This is a genomic window from Albibacillus kandeliae (assembly GCF_003116585.1).
In the GTDB taxonomy this organism is placed as follows: Bacteria; Pseudomonadota; Alphaproteobacteria; order Rhodobacterales; family Rhodobacteraceae; genus Albibacillus; species Albibacillus kandeliae.
The window spans coordinates 1-17999 of record NZ_QEHM01000007.1 but is presented as its reverse complement, the minus strand read 5'-3'; the positions used below and the strand labels follow the sequence as shown (position 1 = coordinate 17999).

17 protein-coding genes are annotated in these 17999 nt (G+C 66.7%); 13 read left to right on the top strand and 4 right to left on the bottom strand.

Features of this window, described 5'->3' with window-relative positions; all coding sequences use genetic code 11:
• Positions 1-7: 7 nt before the first annotated feature.
• Positions 8-853, bottom strand: a complete 846-nt coding sequence (locus DDT93_RS15935; RefSeq protein WP_109466865.1) for an IclR family transcriptional regulator — start codon at positions 851-853, stop codon at positions 8-10.
• The gene (locus DDT93_RS15930) at positions 850-2064 is read right to left on the bottom strand and encodes a CaiB/BaiF CoA transferase family protein (RefSeq protein ID WP_109466864.1); all 1215 of its coding nucleotides are present in this window, start codon (positions 2062-2064) and stop codon (positions 850-852) included. The genes DDT93_RS15935 and DDT93_RS15930 overlap by 4 nt, the downstream gene beginning before the upstream one ends.
• Before the next feature lie 96 nt (positions 2065-2160).
• Between DDT93_RS15930 and DDT93_RS15925 the strand changes: the two genes are divergently transcribed.
• From DDT93_RS15925 to DDT93_RS15865, 13 genes are all read left to right on the top strand, one after another.
• Positions 2161-3432 carry an acyl-CoA dehydrogenase family protein gene (locus DDT93_RS15925; protein WP_109466863.1) on the top strand — a complete coding sequence of 424 codons (1272 nt, stop codon included), beginning with the start codon at positions 2161-2163 and terminating at the stop codon, positions 3430-3432.
• Positions 3429-5363, top strand: a complete 1935-nt coding sequence (locus tag DDT93_RS15920; protein WP_157960195.1) for a TRAP transporter permease — start codon at positions 3429-3431, stop codon at positions 5361-5363. The genes DDT93_RS15925 and DDT93_RS15920 overlap by 4 nt, the downstream gene beginning before the upstream one ends.
• Positions 5363-6391: a TAXI family TRAP transporter solute-binding subunit gene (locus DDT93_RS15915; protein WP_157960194.1), complete on the top strand. Its 1029-nt coding sequence runs from the start codon at positions 5363-5365 to the stop codon at positions 6389-6391. Before DDT93_RS15920 ends, DDT93_RS15915 begins: the two co-directional genes overlap by 1 nt.
• Positions 6392-6463: 72 nt before the next feature.
• Positions 6464-7636: an acyl-CoA dehydrogenase family protein gene (locus tag DDT93_RS15910; RefSeq protein WP_109466860.1), complete on the top strand. Its 1173-nt coding sequence runs from the start codon at positions 6464-6466 to the stop codon at positions 7634-7636.
• Between the two features lie 10 nt (positions 7637-7646).
• Entirely contained in the window at positions 7647-8684 is a 1038-nt protein-coding gene (locus DDT93_RS15905; protein ID WP_109466859.1) for an acyl-CoA dehydrogenase, read from the top strand.
• The gene (locus DDT93_RS15900; protein ID WP_109466858.1) at positions 8681-9487 is read left to right on the top strand and encodes an oxepin-CoA hydrolase, alternative type; all 807 of its coding nucleotides are present in this window, start codon (positions 8681-8683) and stop codon (positions 9485-9487) included. The genes DDT93_RS15905 and DDT93_RS15900 overlap by 4 nt, the downstream gene beginning before the upstream one ends.
• Positions 9488-9499: 12 nt before the next feature.
• Positions 9500-10672 carry an acyl-CoA dehydrogenase family protein gene (locus DDT93_RS15895; protein ID WP_109466857.1) on the top strand — a complete coding sequence of 391 codons (1173 nt, stop codon included), beginning with the start codon at positions 9500-9502 and terminating at the stop codon, positions 10670-10672.
• On the top strand, positions 10669-11643 hold the full coding sequence (locus DDT93_RS15890) for an acrylyl-CoA reductase family protein (protein WP_109466856.1): 975 nt from the start codon (positions 10669-10671) through the stop codon (positions 11641-11643). The genes DDT93_RS15895 and DDT93_RS15890 overlap by 4 nt, the downstream gene beginning before the upstream one ends.
• A 9-nt stretch (positions 11644-11652) precedes the next feature.
• Positions 11653-12579, top strand: coding sequence for an AEC family transporter (locus DDT93_RS15885; protein WP_109466855.1), 927 nt, complete (start codon positions 11653-11655; stop codon positions 12577-12579).
• A 148-nt stretch (positions 12580-12727) separates the two neighbouring features.
• Positions 12728-13675, top strand: coding sequence for a Bug family tripartite tricarboxylate transporter substrate binding protein (locus tag DDT93_RS15880; RefSeq protein WP_109466854.1), 948 nt, complete (start codon positions 12728-12730; stop codon positions 13673-13675).
• 65 nt (positions 13676-13740) lie between these two features.
• Positions 13741-14199 carry a tripartite tricarboxylate transporter TctB family protein gene (locus tag DDT93_RS15875; protein ID WP_109466853.1) on the top strand — a complete coding sequence of 153 codons (459 nt, stop codon included), beginning with the start codon at positions 13741-13743 and terminating at the stop codon, positions 14197-14199.
• Between the two features lies 1 nt (position 14200).
• Positions 14201-15724: a tripartite tricarboxylate transporter permease gene (locus DDT93_RS15870; RefSeq protein WP_109466852.1), complete on the top strand. Its 1524-nt coding sequence runs from the start codon at positions 14201-14203 to the stop codon at positions 15722-15724.
• Positions 15725-15751: 27 nt separating this feature from the next.
• Positions 15752-16273 carry a nuclear transport factor 2 family protein gene (locus tag DDT93_RS15865; protein ID WP_109466851.1) on the top strand — a complete coding sequence of 174 codons (522 nt, stop codon included), beginning with the start codon at positions 15752-15754 and terminating at the stop codon, positions 16271-16273.
• An 85-nt stretch (positions 16274-16358) separates the two neighbouring features.
• Here the strand turns inward: DDT93_RS15865 and DDT93_RS15860 are convergent, their stop codons facing one another.
• Together DDT93_RS15860 and DDT93_RS15855 are read right to left on the bottom strand one after the other, a co-directional pair.
• Complete coding sequence (locus DDT93_RS15860) at positions 16359-17177, bottom strand: flavin reductase family protein (RefSeq protein WP_109466850.1); 819 nt, start codon at positions 17175-17177, stop codon at positions 16359-16361.
• Positions 17178-17181: 4 nt separating this feature from the next.
• Positions 17182-17999: LLM class flavin-dependent oxidoreductase (locus tag DDT93_RS15855; protein ID WP_109466849.1), on the bottom strand; the 818-nt coding region annotated here is incomplete at its 5' end.

Below are 17999 nucleotides of genomic sequence, written 5' to 3'. Positions count from 1 at the left end.
GGCCGGGTCAGGCGAAGAAGGGCGGCTTGAAGATACCCATCATGCGGAAGGAGCGCGCGGCCTCGGCAAGGCGCGGCCCGAGGTCGTTCTCGACGACGTCCTCGCGGGCGCGGAACCGGGGCAGGCCGCAGGACAGCGCGACGCGCAGCCCGTCGTCGGTTTCTCCGAGCGGAGTGGAGAGCGCGACGATGTTCGGGCGCCAGTCGCCGTAGGAGGTGCAGAACCCCTCGGACCGGCACCGCGCGATGCTGGCCGCGGTCAGGTCGGCGTGGGCCTCGAATTCCTCGGGAAAGCGCAGCCGGAGTTCCGCCAGCTTGTCGTAGAGCTCCTGCCCGTCGAGCAGCGAGAGCAACGCGCGTCCGCTGGCCGAGCGGTGCAACGGGCCGGTGATCCCGGCCTCGGGGATATGCGGAAAGCTTACCGGGTCGCCGACGGTCTGGACCTGCACGAACTGGTCGCCGGACATCACCGCGAGGGTGACGTTGCCGGTGCTCATCTCGGCGATCTCGCGCATCGGGCCGACCAGCTGGTGCCGCCAGCGCGTGGCTGCCATCACCGGGTAGGACAGGCCGAGGATGCGCGGGGCGAGGCGGAAGTTGCCCTTGGGGTCACGTCGCAGGTAGCCCATGTGCATGAGTGTCTTGCAGAGCCGCGAGACGGTGGCCTTGTTCAAGCCCAGCCGCCGCGCGATCTCGGCATTGGCGAAACGATCTTCCTGGTCGCTGTAGAGCGCCAGTATCTCGAGCCCCTTCATCAGGGTCGAGGACAAGGCCTGATCCGTGGCGCCTTCGCCGGGCAGTTCGCACTCGCCCGCGTCCGCCCATTGGTTGAGGATCGTCCTGCCGTCGTTCAAAGGATGCCTCGCTCCCGGTAACTCTCGATGTCCTGGTCGTCCAGGTTCAGGAGTTGCTTGTAGATGTATTCGTTATCCGCTCCCAGACTTTTTGCCGCCCAGCGGATCTTGCCCGGGGCCATGCGGAAACGCGGCACCAGCCCCTGCATCCTGACCTCTCCGAAATCCTCGTCCTGCACCGAGACGATCGCCTTGCGGGCCTGGTACTGTTCATCGGCAAAGACCTGGTCCATGCCGTAGATCGGCGCGATGGTGCCGTTGGCCTCGCGGAAGGCGGCGAGGACCTCGTCGAGCGTGTGGGCTGCGATCCAGCCGCCGAAGATGCGGTCGAGTTCCTTCACGTTCTCCACCCGTGCCACGTTCGAACTGAACCGGGGGTCGTCCACCAGTTCGGGCTGGCCTATGGCGGCGGCGTTGTAGCGGAAGGTCCGGTTGGTCGATCCGGCGAGCGAGACATAGCGCTTGTCCGCCGTCATGTAGACATCGGAGGGGGCGGAATAGGTGTTCTTGTTGCCGACCCGTTCGCGCACGTTGCCAAGCTGGTCGTACTCGATGGGCAGCGATTCCAGCAGGCGCAGGACGGCCTCGGTCATCGCGAGGTCGATCTCCTCGCCCTCCTGTCGGTCGGAGCGCACCACCTTGAGCAGCGCGGCGCAGATCGAGAAGGCGCCAAACAGCCCGCCAATCGAATCGGCCAGCGGATAGCCGGTGTGGACCGGCGGGCGGTCGGGGTCGCCGGTGATGTGGGTGAGGCCGCCCATGGCTTCGAAGATACGGGCAAAGCCGGGCTGGCTGGCCATCGGGCCATCCTGTCCGAAACCGCTTACGCGGAGCACGACGAGCCGGGGGTTGGCCTTCCACAGGGTGTCGATGTCGAGCCCCCACTTGTCGAGCGTGCCGGGGCGGAAGTTCTCGATCAGCACGTCCATCTGGCTGACCAGTTCGAGGAAGAGCCGGGCGCCGTCTTCCTGACGAAGATCAAGCGTTCCGTGGTACTTGCCCCGGTTCGTGACCTTCCACCACAGCGCCTTTCCCTCCTTCAGGGGAGGGAAGCCGCGCAGCCCGTCGCCCACGCCGGGAAGCTCCAGCTTGACGACTTCGGCGCCGAAATCCGCAAGCAGGGAGCCCGCCATCGGGCCCGCGATGATGGTGGCGATATCGAGGACCTTGAGGCCTGAAAGGGGGCCGGACCCGGTGTCGGCGGTTGTCATGAAGCTCCTCCAGTGTGAAACATGTTTGACATTTGTTACGATATTTGAAACAAGACGGTCAAGACGTGCAATTAGTGATCCTTGGGGAGGGGAGCCATGCATTTCGAGCCAACAGGCAGGGCACGAGATATCCGCAACGAGGTTGCCGGGTTCTTCGAGCGCGAGGTGATGCCGCGCCACCGGGACTGGGTGCAGCAGGTCATGCGCGAGGGACGCGAGGCCGATTTCCTTCCGGCGCTGAGGGCACGTGCCCGCGAACGGGGATTGTGGAACCTTGCCCTTCCGGAACTGGCCGATTCCGAGCCTGGTACGCGCCTCAGCAACCTTGAATTCGCCCCGCTTGCCGAGATCATGGGCAAGCTGCCGTGGGGGTCGCAGGTGTTCAACTGCCAGGCCCCGGACGTTCCGAACATGGCGATGCTGCAGTCGCTGGCGACGCCGGACCAGAAGGAGCGCTGGCTCGATCCGCTGCTGGAGGGCACCACCCGGTCGGCCTTTGCGATGACCGAACCGGACGTGGCCTCGTCCGACGCGTCGAACATCGCCACGCGGATCGACTTCGAGGGCGACCAGATCCGCATCAACGGGCGCAAGTGGTTCGCCACCGGCGGGGCGCATCCCGATTGTTCCTTCCTGATCGTCATGGGCGTGAGCGACCCGGAGGCGGGGCGGACGGAGCGCCAGAGCATGGTCATCGTGCCGACCGACGCGCCGGGCGTGACGATTACCCGCGAACTGAGTTACCTCGGCTGGGAGGATCATGTCGCGCCGATCGCGCAGATCGAGCTGAGGGATGTCGTGGTGCCAGCGGCAAACCTGCTGGGCGAGCGGGGCCGGGGCTTCAAGGGCGCGCAGGTCCGGCTCGGGCCCGCGCGTATCCACCACGCCATGCGCTGTATCGGGCTGGCCGAGATGCTGGTGGAGCTGATGATTGTGCGGGCGCGCGAGCGCACCGCCTTTGGCCGCAGCGTGATCGACTACGACACCATCCAGCGCTGGATCGGCGAGGCGCGGGTCGAGATCGACATGAACCGGCTGGCGGTACAGCGCTGCGCATGGCTGCTGGATCAGGGCGGCGAGAGCGCAAGCTGGCGGCCGGTCTCGATGATCAAGGTCTCGGTTCCGAACATGCTGCAACGGGTGGCGGACCACGCGCTGCAGATTTTCGGGGCGATGGGCGGGCTCGACGACCTGCCGATCCACCACGCCTTTGCCTATGCGCGCTGGTTCCGGATCGGCGACGGCCCCGACGAGGTGCATCTGCGCCAGATCTTCCGGAGCGAGCCGCAGCCGGAATGGTCGCTGGCCGACAGCCCCTACCTTGCCGTGCCGCAGGGTGCACAGACCGAGCGGAGGGCGGCGGAATGACCGGGCGCTTCTCGCTGCGGGCCATCGGGCTGGCCATCGTCGCGGTGCTGGGCGCCGCGCTGGCGCTCCAGTCGGTCTGGGTCGCCTGGTCGGGCCCCTGGACCATGGACTATGGGCGCAACATGCTGATGGGCGCGGCGCTGGTGATCGTGCTGATCAACTGGCCGGTCTACAATCTGGCCAACGAGCCGGGCAGGGCGGTGAAGATCGCGGGCGCGATACTGGACACGGTCCTCGTGGGCATCGTCATCCTCGCCTGCTGGCGGTTCACGCAGGTGGAGCACCTGCAGGAAGAGACCTTCTACATCTTCTCCGGCTACGACGCCTGGCTGGCGCTGGCCGGATGTGCCGCTCTGCTGGAGGCGACGCGGCGGCTGTTCGGGCTGCCCATCGTGATCATCGCGGCGCTGATGATCCTCTACTGTCTTTACGGGAACTACCTGCCCGGGATGCTGAACCACGCAGGCGTCGACCTGAACCGGACGATGCAGAATGTCTGGTACGGGTTCCAGGGCGTCTTTGGCATGCCGACCGGCGTGGTGATCCGGGTGGTCATGGTGTTTGTCGTCTTCGGGGTGCTGCTGGAAGGGACCGGTGCCTCCGACGCGCTGATCCGCTGCTCCGTCGCGCTGACCGGCCGGTCGCGTGGCGGCCCGGCCCATGCGGCGGTGGTGGCGAGCGCGCTGTTCGGGTCGATGTCAGGCAGCGTCACGGCCAACGTGGTCGGCTCGGGCACCTTCACCATCCCGATGATCAAGCGGCGCGGGTTTTCCCCTGCGATGGCCGGCGGGATCGAGGCCGCGGCCTCGACCGGCGGGCAGATCGTGCCGCCGGTGATGGGGGCCGCCGCCTTCCTGATGGCGGACCTGACCGGCGAACTCTACACCACCATCGCCATCGCGGCGCTGATCCCGGCGATCTTCTATTACGGGTCGCTCTTCGCGGCGATCTCGGTTCAGGCGCGGGCGCTGGGGATCGAGCCGATCCCCGAGGCCGAGCGGGTCAAGCTGACGCGCCGCGATTACGTGCTGTCGCTGCAGTTCATGCTGCCGATCCTTGCCATCGTCGCCGTGCTGGTCGCAGGCCGCTCTCCGGCGCTGGCCGGGTTCGCGGCGGTGGCATCGACCATCGTGCTGGGCCTGTTCCGCAAGCAGAACCGGGAGAACCCGAGGGTGTTCTGGGACGCGCTGGTTCAGGGCGGCAAGGCCTGTGCCTCGATCCTCGTGGCCGTCGGCTGCATCGGGGTGATCCTCGGGGTGCTGAACTTGACCGGCCTCGGGCTGACCTTTGCCTCGGTGATTTCGTCCTTCAGCGACACATGGCTGTTCGGCTCGCTCGTGCTCACCGCCTTTGCCTGCCTCGTGCTGGGCATGGGGATGCCGACGCTGCCGGCCTACCTGATCATCGTGCTGGTGCTGGGCCCGGTGATGACCAAGCTTGGCGCGGACACGCTGGCGGTGCACATGTTCGTCTTTTACTTCGGCGTGCTGTCGGCGATCACGCCGCCGGTTGCCATCGGTGCCTTTGCCGCCGCGCCAATCGCGCAGGCGAGCCCGATGCGGACTGCCTTTGTCGCCCTGCGGCTGGCGCTGACCGGGTTCATCATCCCCTTCATCTTTGTCTACGAGCCCTCGCTGCTGCTGGTCATCGGTTTCGACCTGCTGGACTTCGTCCGGGTCTGCGTGGCGCTGGGTCTGGCGATCTGGATGCTGAACACCGGGCTCGTCGGCTACGCGGGCGAGCGGTTGGGATGGCCGATGCGGCTGGTCCGGCTGGCGCTGGCGGTTGGCCTCGTCGTGCAGGTTCCGGCGCTGCAATACGTGCTGATCGTCGCGGCGGTAGCCCTGCTCGTTCTGCCGGGGAGGTTGCGGGGCGAGCCCGAGGGCGTGGCGTTGAACGAACGGATTTCAGAAACCAAGGGAGGACTATGATGTTTGAGAAACTCAAGACCGGCGCGCTGGGGCTGGCGGCGGGAGCGGCCCTGCTGGCCGGAACCGTCGCAGCCGAGGCGCAGAACTTTCGCATGGCTTCGCTGGGGCAGGCCTCGCCGACCACCGTCTTTTCGATCGCGGTCTCGCAGATCATCAAGAAGGAATACGGCTACAGCACCCAGCTGACCACCGGCGCGGTGGGGACGCGGATGATCGTCGACGCGGCGAACCAGCAGCTCGACCTGTTCATGACCGCGGTGTCGATCAATGGTTACCTGCGCGACGGCACCAAGATGTACGAGAAGCTGCCGAACTCGAAAGAACTGTTCGGCAATATCCGCAGCATCGTGAACTACCCGCTGGGGGCCTATCACGGTATCACGTGGGCGGACTCGGGGATCGAGTCGATGGCCGATCTGAAGGGCAAGAAGGTTTACATCGGACCGCCGTCGAGCGCCGGGCGCACGGTGATCGAACAGGTGATCAAGGGCGTGACCGGTTACGAGGCGAACAAGGATTTCGAACCGGTGAACCTCGACTGGGGCTCGGCGGAACAGGCGTTTCAGGATCACCAGCTGGACGCCTATTTCGTGCCGACGCCGATCCCGAGCGCGGAGTTGCAGCAGCTTTCGGCGCTGGGTGAGTTCCGCGTGCTCGGCATCCCCGACGACAAGATGGACGAGCCGAGCATTCAGGCGGCGGGAGCGGTTCCGGGCCGGACCTTCGATTTCCTGCAGCCGGGCACCTACAAGGGTCAGGTGAACCAGGAGCCGGTCCGCATGGTGAGCTCGATCGTCGGACTCGGCACCAACAAGTGGGCGGACGAGGAGCAGATCTACAACATCACCAAGGCGATCTTCGAACATCATGACGACCTCGTTGCATCCGCCAAGTGGATGGAGGCGATCACCCCGGAAACCGCGCTGAACCAGATGAACGCGCCGCTGCATATCGGGGCCTACAAGTACTACAAGGAAATCGGCGTCGAGGTTCCCGAGGAACTGATCCCGCCGGAAGCCTCCGAGTAAGCCGATCCAACCGGCCCGCGGCGGAGGCATTGCCGCGGGTCTATCCAAGACCCCGAAGCCGGAAGACAGGACATGGAGCTTTTCTATACCAAGGCGGATCTCGCCTTTCGCGACGAGGTGCGCCGCTTTCTCGCCGAGAGCCTGCCGGAGGACATCTCCGCCACCTTCTTCGGCTACCGCCGGCATTCGTGGGAGCAGATGATCCGCTGGCACAAGATCCTTGGCCAGAAGGGCTGGGCCGCGCCGCACTGGCCGGTCGAGCATGGCGGCACCGGCTGGACGCCGATGCAGCAGTACATCTTCGACAGCGAAGCGATGCTGGCGGGGGCGCCCCGGCTGCGGCCCTTCGGGCTCAAGATGATCGGGCCGGTGCTGATCCGTTTCGGGTCTGACGAACAGAAGGCGCGGTTTCTGCCGGGTATTCTCAGTGGCGAGAACTATTGGTGTCAGGGCTTCTCGGAGCCCGGCGCCGGGTCGGACCTTGCCTCGCTCAAGACCCGAGCGGTGCGCGAGGGCGACGAATACGTGGTGAACGGTCAGAAGACATGGACCACCACGGCGCAGCATGCGGAGTGGATGTTCACGCTGGTGAGGACCGATCCTTCGGCGGAGCGGCCACAATCGGGCATCTCGATGCTGCTGATCCGGCTCGACAGCCCGGGCGTCACCGTGCGCCCGATCCGGACCATCGACGGCGACCACCATGTGAACGAGGTATTCCTCGAAGACGTGCGGGTGCCTGCCGACCTGCTGGTCGGTGAGGAGAATAGGGGCTGGACCTATGCCAAGTACCTGCTGGGCAACGAGCGGGTCAGCATTGCCAACGTCGGGCAGAGCAAGGCGGAACTGACACTGCTCAAGCGGCTTGCGGCCGAGCGGTATCGTGACGGCGTGGCGCTGATCGACGATCCGGTCTTTGGCGCCAAGCTGGCGGATCTGGAGGCCGACTTCCTCGCGCAGGAGGTCACCAACCTGCGCATGCTGTCGAGCGTTTCGCCGGGAGGCGACGTGGGCGCGCTGTCGTCGTTCCTCAAGCTGCGCGGGTCGGAGATCCAGCAGCGGATACAGGAGCTGGCGATGGAAGCGGCGGGGGCAGAGGCGGCGCCCTGGCAGGTGCTGCGGGCGGGCGAGGCCAAGGACAGCTATGGCACCCACGGCTGGCTGTTCTCGCGCGCCTTCACGATTTTCGGCGGATCGAGCGAGGTGATGAAGAACATCGTCGCCAAGCAGATCCTCGGGTTCTGAGGAGGGGATCATGGATTTCGCTGCGAATGACGAACAACGGATGATCGCCGACAGCCTTGCGCGGGTCTTCTCGGACGCGGGTTATCCGGGTGGTGCGGACGATACCTGGCCCGCGCTGCAGGAACTTGGGTTGCTGGACGCGACCTATCCCGAACCGCGCGGCTTTGGCGCCGGGATGGCGGATGTGGTGCATGGGCTGGTCGAAGCGGGCCGCGCTGCTGCGCCGGAGGGCATGATCGGTGCTGCCGTGCTGCCGGGGCTGGCGCTGGCTCGGGCCGGGATGGCGGCGCCGGAGGTGCCAGAGGGGGTGGTCTGTTTCGCCGATGGCGAGGGGCTGCGGCTGGCGGGTGGCGCGCTGAGCGGGGCGCTGCGCGTAGTGCCGGGGGCGGACGTGGCGGAGGTACTGCTGGTCTGCCTGCCCGACAACCGGCTGGCGGTGGTGCCGATGGCTGACGTTGCACGCGACAGCTATGCCCTCGTCGATGGGCGCGGGGCGGCGGACATTGAGTTAGTGTCGGTGCGCCCCGCAGAGATCGGTGTGCCGGTGCCCGGCCTTGCCGAGTGGATGCGCGATGCCGCTGCCACTGCTTTCGCCGCCGACGCGCTCGGGGCGATGCTGGCGCTGCGCGACATGACGCAGGGCTACCTGAAAGAGCGCAAACAGTTCGGGCGGCCGATCGGCAGCTTTCAGGCGCTGCAGCACGCGATGGTCGATATCTACCACGACACCGAGCATTTCCTCTCGCTGGTCCATCTGGCTGCGCAGACCTGCGACGGCGATGATGTCGCGCTGCAGATGCGGGCGGTGTCGTCGCTGAAGCGGTTCCTTGGCGGGCGGATGCGCCGCGCTGCCGCCTCGGCGATCCAGCTGCACGGCGGGATCGGCATGACCGAGGAGTACGCGCTTGGCCGGTTCGTCAAGCGCGTGCTGGTGGCCGACATGCTGAACGGCAGTGCCGACGCGCATGGCGCCCGGCTGGCCAGAATGATCGCGGTGGAAACCCGCGCGGGTCTGGATCAGACCCAGACACAGGAGAAAGTCGCATGAATACCCAAGCTGCCCCAGTGACCGAGCTGCGCGTCGAACGCGACGGCCCGGTCCTGATCCTGTCACTGGACGGGCCGAACAGCCGCAACTCGATCAGCCCGCCGGTCTACAAGCAGATCCAGAGCGAGATCATCACCGCAGGTCAGGACCCGGAGGTGCGGGCCATCGTGCTGACCGGTCTGCACGGGTTCTTCTCCTCGGGCGGCAACATCAACAACCTCAAGGAAAGCGCCAAGAGCACGCTGGCCGTGGTCAGCGGCAATACCGACGCGCTGAACGCCATGATCCTCGCCATCCGCAATTGCCCGACGCCGGTGATCGCGGCGGTCGAGGGCGGGGCTGCGGGGGCGGGCATGTCGCTCGCGCTGGCCTGCGACATGATCGTGGCCGCCGAGGGGGCCAAGTTCGTGGTGGCCTACGTCAAGGTCGGGCTCGCACCGGATGGCGGCGTGACCCATTTCCTGAGCGAGGGGCTGCCACGCCAGATCGTCTCCGAGATGTGCCTGACCGGCAACCCGGTGGAGGCCGAGCGGCTGCATGCGCTGGGGCTGGTCAACCTCGTGGTGCCCGCAGGCGAGGCCATCGCGGCGGCCAAGGGAATGGCGGCGAAACTGGCGGCGGGCGCGGTTGGTGCCATGGCGGTCATCAAGTCCGAGATCGCGGCGGCGCCGCACAACGACCTCGCCACCCAGCTGGTGGTCGAGGCGCATGGTATCAACACCGCGCGGTTCGGGGCGGAGGCGGCCGAGGGGCTCGCTGCTTTTCTTGAAAAGCGCAAACCCGATGTCGCGGGCAAGTCGTAAGGAGACCCTTGGGTGATCAGGAACGCTGACAAGCTGGAGCGCCTTCTGGCCGAGGTGCACACCTGGGTGCGCGAGGTGGCGCATCCGAACGAGACCCGCGTGGCCGAGCTGGACGAGGTACCGCAGGACATCGTCATCGACATGGCGGCCCGCGGGTTCTTCGGCTGGTCGATCCCCGAGGAATACGGCGGGCTGGGCCTGACCACCGAGGAGCTGGTGATGGGCGCGATGGAGCTGTCGCAATGCGCCGTCGCCTATCGCGCCCGGGTCGGGACCAATACCGGCATCGGGTCCGAGGCGCTGGTTGCCGACGCGACGGAGGCGCAGAAACGGAAGTACCTGCCGCTGATGGCGCGGGGCGAGGCCACCGGGTGCCTGGCGCTGACCGAGCCGAACGCAGGGTCCGAGGCCAGCAACATCGAGACGACGGCGCGGCGGGTGGGCGACCACTACGTGCTGAACGGGATGAAGCGCTATATCACCAACGCGCCGATTGCCGACCTGTTCACCGTCTTTGCCCGGACCGATCCGGACAGCACCGGCGCCAGGGGCATCACCGCATTCATCGTCGAGCGCGGGTTCGAGGGGCTGTCGACCTCGGAGCCCTACAAGATGATGGGGCAGGCCGGATCGCCCGTGGGCGAGGTCTATTTCAACGACTGCATCGTCCCGGCCGAGAACGTGATCGGCGGGGTCGAGGGCGTCGGGTTCAAGACCGCGATGAAGGTGCTGAACAAGCAGCGCATTCACCTTGCCGCGCTCTGCACCGGTCCCGCGATCCGAATGCTCGATATGGCGATGGACCATGCCACCACGCGTGAGCAGTTCGGTCAGAAGGTCGTCGACTTTCAGCTGGTGGCGGCGCTGCTGGCCGATTGCCGGGCCGAGATAGAGGCGGCGAAGCAGCTGGTGCTGGCCACCGCGCGGTCGCGGGACGAGGGGCGCGACATCGCGCTCGAGGCGTCGATCTGCAAGTACTTCGCCTCGGAGATGTGCGGGCGCGTCGCGGACCGTTGCGTGCAGGTGCATGGCGGGGCCGGGTTCGTGGCGAACCACAGTTCGATCGAGCGCTACTACCGCGATGTGCGGCTGTTCCGGCTCTACGAGGGGACCAGTCAGATCCACCAGCTGAATATCGTCAAGCAGATGCAGCGGCGGCGGGCGAGCGAAGGGGTCGGGGCATGAAATCCTACCGGCTTGAGGCGGATGGCAAGATGAGCCGGGGCCGCCTTGTCCAGATGGAGCGCGACGCGCTGAGCGGGGGCGATACGTTGGTGCGGGTGCTCTACTCGGGCATCAACTACAAGGACGCGCTGGCGGGGCAGGGCAAGGCGCCCATCGCCAAGGCGTTGCCCCTGAACTGCGGTATCGAGGCGGTCGGGCACGTGGTCGAGAGCGCGGACCCGGCCTTCGAGCCCGGTCAGGCGGTCATCGCGCATGGCATGGGGCTGGGCGTGGCGCGGGATGGCGGGCTGGCCGACTACCTGCGCGCAGACGCTGAATGGCTGGTGCCGCTGCCCAAGGGGCTGAGCCTGCTGGAGGCCGCGGCGGTCGGGGTCGCGGGCTACTCGGCGGCGCTGGCGGTGGACCGGCTGGAAAGCCTCGGGGTGGAGCCTGACAGCGGCCCTATCGCGGTGACCGGGGCAACCGGCGGAGTCGGGAGCCAGGCTGTGGCGATGCTGGCGCGGCTCGGATACGAGGTGGTGGCGGTGACCTCCAAGACCGACGCAGGCGCGTTGCTGAGCGCGCTTGGCGCGTCTGACGTGATCGCGCCGCCCGAGGTCAGCGACCGGATGCTCGACAAGGCGATCTGGGCCGGGGCCATCGATACGGTGGGCGGTGACGTGCTCGCCTGGCTGCTGCGCAGCGCCAAGGCCGAGGCGGCGGTGGCCGCCATCGGCAATGCCGGGGGCAACCGGCTGCCGACCTCGGTGATCCCCTTCATCCTGCGGGGCATCACCCTGACCGGCATCAACGGCAATTCGCCGCCCGCGCTGCGGCGGCGCATCTGGGAACGGCTGGGCACCGATCTGCGCCCGCCCCGGATATCGTCCATCGCGCGCGTGATCGAACCGGAGGAGATCGACGCGACCATGGCCGAGATGATCGCAGGCCGGACCCGTGGCCGCGCCGTCGTCGCCTTCTGCGGCGGCTGAGCCGGGCACATGCACGGCCTCGCCCTGACCATCGCGCCGATCTTCGTCATCGTGGTGCTGGGCAATATTCTCCGTCGTCTCGGGCTGCCGGGCGACGGGTTCTGGCCGCTGGCGTCGCGGCTGGGATACTGGGTGCTGATCCCCTCACTGTTGTTCTACAAACTGTCGACGGCAGATGTTCAGATCGACCGGATGGCGCCCTTTGCGCTGGGGCTGGGCGGCGCGTTCTTCCTTGTCGGTTTCGTGGTTCTGGCCGTGTCGTGGGGCGCGGGGATGCCTGCCCCTCAGCGCGGATCGGTGCTGCAGGGCGCGGTGCGCCACAACTCGTTCATGGCGCTGGCCGTGGCTGAGACGCTTTACGGGGCCGAGGGGCTGTCGATGGCCGCGCTGGCGGCGGCGGTGCTGGCGCTCGTGACCAACGTTGCCATCGTGCCGGCGCTGCGGCTGCTCGACACCCGGAGCGGAGGGGCGATGATGGGCCGGCAGGTGCTGCGCGACATTGCCTGCAACCCGCTGATCCTGTCGATCTGCGCGGGCCTTGCCGTGAACGGGCTGGTGCCCGGACGGATACCCGTGCTGCACGACGCCACCGCGATGCTCGGGGCCGTGGCGCTGCCGCTGATGCTGCTCTGCGTCGGGGCCGGGCTGCGGCTGAGGGGGCTGCGCGCGCAGCTCTGGCCGCTGGCGCTTGCCACCCTCGGGCGGTTCGTGCTTTTCCCGCTGTTCGTGGTGCTGATCCCGACCGGGCTGGACAGCCAGACGCTGCTGATCCTGCTGATGTTCGCGGCGGTCCCGACCGCGCCCTCCTCGACCGCGCTGGCGGCGGAGACGGGTGGCGACGTGGCCCTGATGAACGCGATCGTCACGTTCCAGACGGGGCTGGCCTTTGTCACGCTGCCGCTGACCCTGTCGCTCGCGGCGTCGATGCTGGGCTGAGGAAAGCCCATAGTTTTCACATATGTGATAAACGCCGGGCGCAGCGGTTTCAGGTTGATCCGCCGCGCGCGTTGCGCCAGCCTCCGGGCTGACTGACTGGTCAGACAGGGGCCGAGCCGGGGAGGGTTCGTGCCAAGGAGGAGAACAGATGAAAGCCATTTTCGCGGCCCTGGCCGCTTGTTTCGTATCGTCGGCGGCGCTGGCGGAGGACTTCCCGTCAAGGCAGGTGACCATCGTGGTGCCCTACTCGGCAGGCGGGGTGACGGATACTTACGTCCGCAAGCTGCAGCCCGAGCTGCAGAAGCGCTGGGGTCAGACGATCATCGTCGAGAACAAGCCCGGGTCCGGGTCGCTGCTGGGCGCGATGGATGTCGCCAGCGCCGACCCTGACGGCTACACGATCCTGGTCACCGCCTATGGCGTGATCTCGAACGAGGTGCTGATGCCCGAGGCTCCGTTCGAGCTGTCGGACCTCTCGCCCGTCTACATGCTGGGGCGCGGCTCGAACATGCTGATCATGCGGCCCGACTACCCGATGGACGGCATCGAGGAGATCACCGCCTGGGCCAAGGAGCATCCCGGCGAGCTGAAGCTGGCGTCGTCCGGCGTGGGGGCCAGCCCGCATATCGCGGCGGAGCTCTGGGCCAGCAAGGTCGGCGTGGACTACCTGCATATTCCCTATCAGGGCAGCGCGCCCTCTCGGTTGGACGTCATGGCGGGCCGGGTGGACGGCATGATGGACGGCGTGTCTTCGGTCTCTTACGTCCGCTCGGGCGATATCAAGGCCATCGCCATCGCGGCGGAAGAGCGGCACCCGTCGCTGCCGGACGTGCCGACCTTCCGTGAGGCGGGGATCGACTTTGTCTTTGGCACCATCTTTGGCGTCTATGTCGCCAAGGATACGCCTCAAGCGGTGCAGGACGAGATCTACGCGGCCTTCGACGAGGCGGCGAACGTGCCGGAGGTGCACGAGATGTTTGTGACCCAGGGGCTCGATGCGACGCACCGGACCCAGGCGGAGTTCAAGGAGATCGTCGCGCAGGAGCTGGTTCAGCTTGAGGGGCTGGTCGAGGAAGGCCGCCTGACGCCGCAGTAGGCGTCCAGCCAGAGAACACGCGAGCGGCCCTTGTGGCCGCTCTTTCCCATTCCGGACGGAACGACATGAAATCCCTTCTGAACCGCGAAACGGCCACCGGGCTGCTGGTTACCGGCTTTGGCCTTTCCACCACGCTTTACGCGCAATCCCATTACAAGCTCGGCACCTTCCGCACGCCGGGGCCGGGGCTGTTCCCGACCCTTGTCGCCAGTGCGCTGACGGTGATCGGTGCCTGTCTGCTGATCCAGTCGCTGGTGCAGCGGCAGGCGGCGGAGGCGACGGAGTTCGAGTATCGGCCCTTTCTCATGGTGCTGCTGTCGATTGCCGCCTTCGCGGTGATCTTTCCCTATGCGGGCTACGGGCCGGGGGTCTTTGCGCTGGCGGTGATCGCGGGGTTTGCGGACACGCAGCTGAAGTTCGTGCACAAGCTGGCGCTAGCCGCTGTCGTCACGGTGATCGCGGTGGGTCTGTTCCGGGGCATCCTCGGGGTCAGGCTCCCGATCCTCGGGATGGGAGGGTTCTGAGATGGACTCGATCCTGAGCAACGCCCTGATGGGGCTCGAGGTCGCGCTGATGCCGACCAACCTGTGGTTCTGCTTTCTCGGGGTCTTCCTTGGCACCATCCTCGGGGTGATCCCGGGGATCGGCGTGCTGGTGGCGATCTCGCTGCTGTTCCCGATCACCTTTCACATCGAGCCGGTGGCTGCGCTGGTGATGCTGGGGGGCATCTATTACGGCACCACCTATGGCGGGTCGACTTCGTCGATCCTGCTGAACGTTCCGGGCACGCCTTCGTCGGCCGTGGCCTGTCTTGACGGCTACCCGATGGCGCAGAAGGGGCGGGCGGGCACCGCGCTGTTCATGACCACGGTGGCGAGCTTCTTTGGCGGCACGGTGGGGATCATCGCGCTGATGGGCTTCTCTCCGATGATCGCCGCGTCGGCACTCAAGTTCGGGTCGGCGGAGTACTTCGGGCTGATGGTGCTGGGCCTCGTCGCGGCCTCGACCATCGCCTCGGGGTCGATGTTCAAGGGCATCGCCATGGTGCTGATCGGCATCCTCATGGGCCTTGTGGGCTCCGACGTCTACACCGGCACGCTGCGTTTCACCTTCGGCCAGATGGCGCTGTTCGAGGGGATCTCGATCATCGCGCTGGCGATGGGCATCTTCGGGGTGTCGGAGGTGATCACCTCGATCCGCTCGGTCAAGCGGGCGGGCAATGCCGATCACGACATTACCTTCAGGGCGATGCTGCCGACGCGGGCCGAGATGCGGGCCTCGTGGATGCCGATGATCCGGGGCTCCGCCATCGGGTCGTTCTTTGGCGCGCTTCCGGGTACCGGGGGACTGATCGCCTCTTACATGTCCTACGCCACGGAAAAGCGGATCGGCCGGGCCGAGGAGTTTGGCAAGGGCGCGATCCAGGGGGTCACGGGGCCGGAGTCGGCCAATAACGCGGCGGATCAGACCGCGTTCATCCCGACCCTGACGCTTGGCATCCCGGGCTCGCCGACGATGGCGATCATCCTTGGCGTGCTGATCATTCACGGGATCGAGCCGGGGCCGATGGTGCTGGTGAACCAGCCCGATCTGTTCTGGGGGCTGGTCATGAGCTTCTGGGTGGGGAACCTGATGCTGCTGGTTCTGAACATACCGATGGTCGGGCTGTGGGTGCGGCTGCTGAAGATCCCCTTTCACCTGATGTACCCAGCCATCCTGATGTTCATCGTGATGGGCGTGCTGACCACCTACAACAACGTGATCCAGGTCTGGGTCCTGCTGCTGCTGGGCGCCTTTGGCTACGTGTTGCGCTATCTCGGGTTCCAGGCGGCGCCGCTGATCCTCGGCTTCGTGCTCGGGCCGATGATGGAAGAACATTTCCGCCGGACGCTGATGCTGTCCGGGGGCGATTTCGGGGCCTTCTTCGACAGCGCCATCTCGCAGGTCTGCCTGGGTTCGGCGGTGGCGCTGGTGCTCTATGGGCTCTACGTTTCGTTCTCCGGTCGGGCGCGGCGCGGCAAGGCTGGCGAGGCGGTGAACGAGGGCTGAGGCCCATTGGCGAGGAAAGGGAACGACATGGACGAGACCGCGCTGCAACGGCTGCTGGACAAGGATGCGATCCGCGACTGCATTCATCGCTATTGCCGTGGCATCGACCGCGCGGACGAGGCGGCACTGCTCTCGTCCTACTGGCCCGATGCCTACGACAACCACGGGGCCTATGCGGGGCCGGTCGAGGGCTTCTTTGAACGGGTGCGCGCCAGCTGGGCGCGGGGGCCACGCAATATTCACAACGTGGGCAATATCCTGATCGACGTTCAGCGTGACGACCGCGCCGAGGTCGAGACCTACTTCCTCGCGCTCCAGCGTGGCGCGGGGCCGGACGGGGTGGAGCGGCAGGTGATGCTGGCCGGGCGCTACTGCGACCTGTTCGAGAAGCGCGGCAGCGAATGGCGGGTGGCGCGGCGCACGGTGGTTTACGACTGGGTCGACCATCAGAGCCCGCCCGAGAAGGGCGAGGCGGAGCGTTTCGGGGTTCGTACGCCGATCGGCGGGCGGTTTCCCGATGACCCGGTCTACCGGATCGGCAAGCCCTGACGCGGAAAGCGGTTTGGCGCAGGGGGGAGGACCCTGCGCCGATCTTCTCCCCGGGGAGGCGGGGAGACAGCAGGTTTCCCTGCAATCAGTGCATCGTTGTGGATGCCGGTGCGGTCGGCTTGATGGCGCCGTCGTAGTTGACCAGCGCCGAGGTGTCCTGCGCCGCCCCGGTCGCCACCACCTGCCCGATCAGCACGGTATGGGTACCGGCGCGATGAGCCGAGACCTGGGTGCAGACCAACGACTGGTGCGCGGTGACCAATACCGGCGCGCCATGCGGGTCCTGCCGCCATTCACTGTCGTCGAACCGATCGGCTCCGCGCAGCCCGCCGACCCCGGCGAAGACATGGGCGAGATCCTTCTGCGAGCCGCCGAGGATGTTCACGCTGTAGCTTTCGGCGCTGGTCAGGGCCTGATGCGACGAGGAGCTGCTGTTGAGGCAGACCAGCACCATCGGCGGTTCGGCCGAAACCGAGGTGAAGGCCGACACGGTCATGCCACGGCGATTGTCGCCCTCGCCGCAGGCCACGATGCAGATGCCGCTGGCAAACTTGCGCATCGCGTTGCGGAAATCGTCGGGCGAGACCGAGGCGCGCGGCTCGACATAGTCGATGTGCGCGCGGATGCCGCCGTCGTCTCCCAGCCAGCCGTGCGAGGCCGCGTAGGCGATCATCTTGGCAAAGCCGCTTTCCCATTCCGGCTCCCCTGCCAGTGGCGAGAGCGCGCGCACCGCGTCCGGGCGGACCCAGGCGTGGGTCGCTTCGGAGGAGACGGGCACCGCGACCGGCGCCAGTGCCGCCCGTGCCGCGGGGCGCAGGCGTTCGTCCATCGCGATGGAGAACCGCCCGAGATCCTCGGGCGCCTCCAGCCGGGGCAAGGCGTTCTGCATCAGCACGATCCGCATGGGGTTACCCGTTCACGACCTTGGCGAGCGGGGCGTCTTCGCCGAGCGCCTTGTTGACCGCCGGGATGATGGTATCGCCCCAGAGCTCGATCTGCTTGAGCATGGTCTTCTGGTCGAAGTCGCCCAGCTGGGTCTGCAGCGCGATGTGCTTGGGCTTGAGGATCTCGATCTCGGCCAGCAGGCGGTCGATCACCTGATTGACGGAGCCGACCGGCAGGTTCGCGGCCATTTCGTCAAAGCTCATTTCCTTGTTCAGCGGCACTTCCTGCATCAGGTAGCCGTCTTCGGTGTGCTGGCGGCGGTCCTTCAGGCTCTCGGAGAGGCGGCGGGCGAAGCGGGCGTTGTCGAGGTAGGCCTCGATCTCGGCCTTGTTGTCGCTGGCATAACCGCAGCGCAGGAAACCGATCTTGGTGTCATCGACATCGGTTCCGGCCTCGGCGGCGGATTCCTCGAGCTTTTCACGCAGGCCACGGATCGCGTCGAGTCCGCCGTGCAGCACGGTGACGAAGATGTTGTGACCTTCCTTCATGGCCCGCTCGCGCACTTTCGGGTTGCCGGTGGTGACCCAGATCGGCGGCATCGGGTCCTGCACGCAGCGGACCGAGATCGAACTGGCGGGAATGTCGAGGTACTTGCCGTGGTACTCGAAGGTCTTTTCCTTCAGAGCCATCGGAATCAGGTCCATGTACTCCTGGAACATCGGGCCGGCATCGGCCAGCGAGGTTCCGAAACGTTCGAACTCGAACTGCTGGTAGCCCGAGCCGATGCCCAGCTCGAGCCGCCCGTTCGAGACGGAATCGACAAAGCCCACCTCGGCGAGGA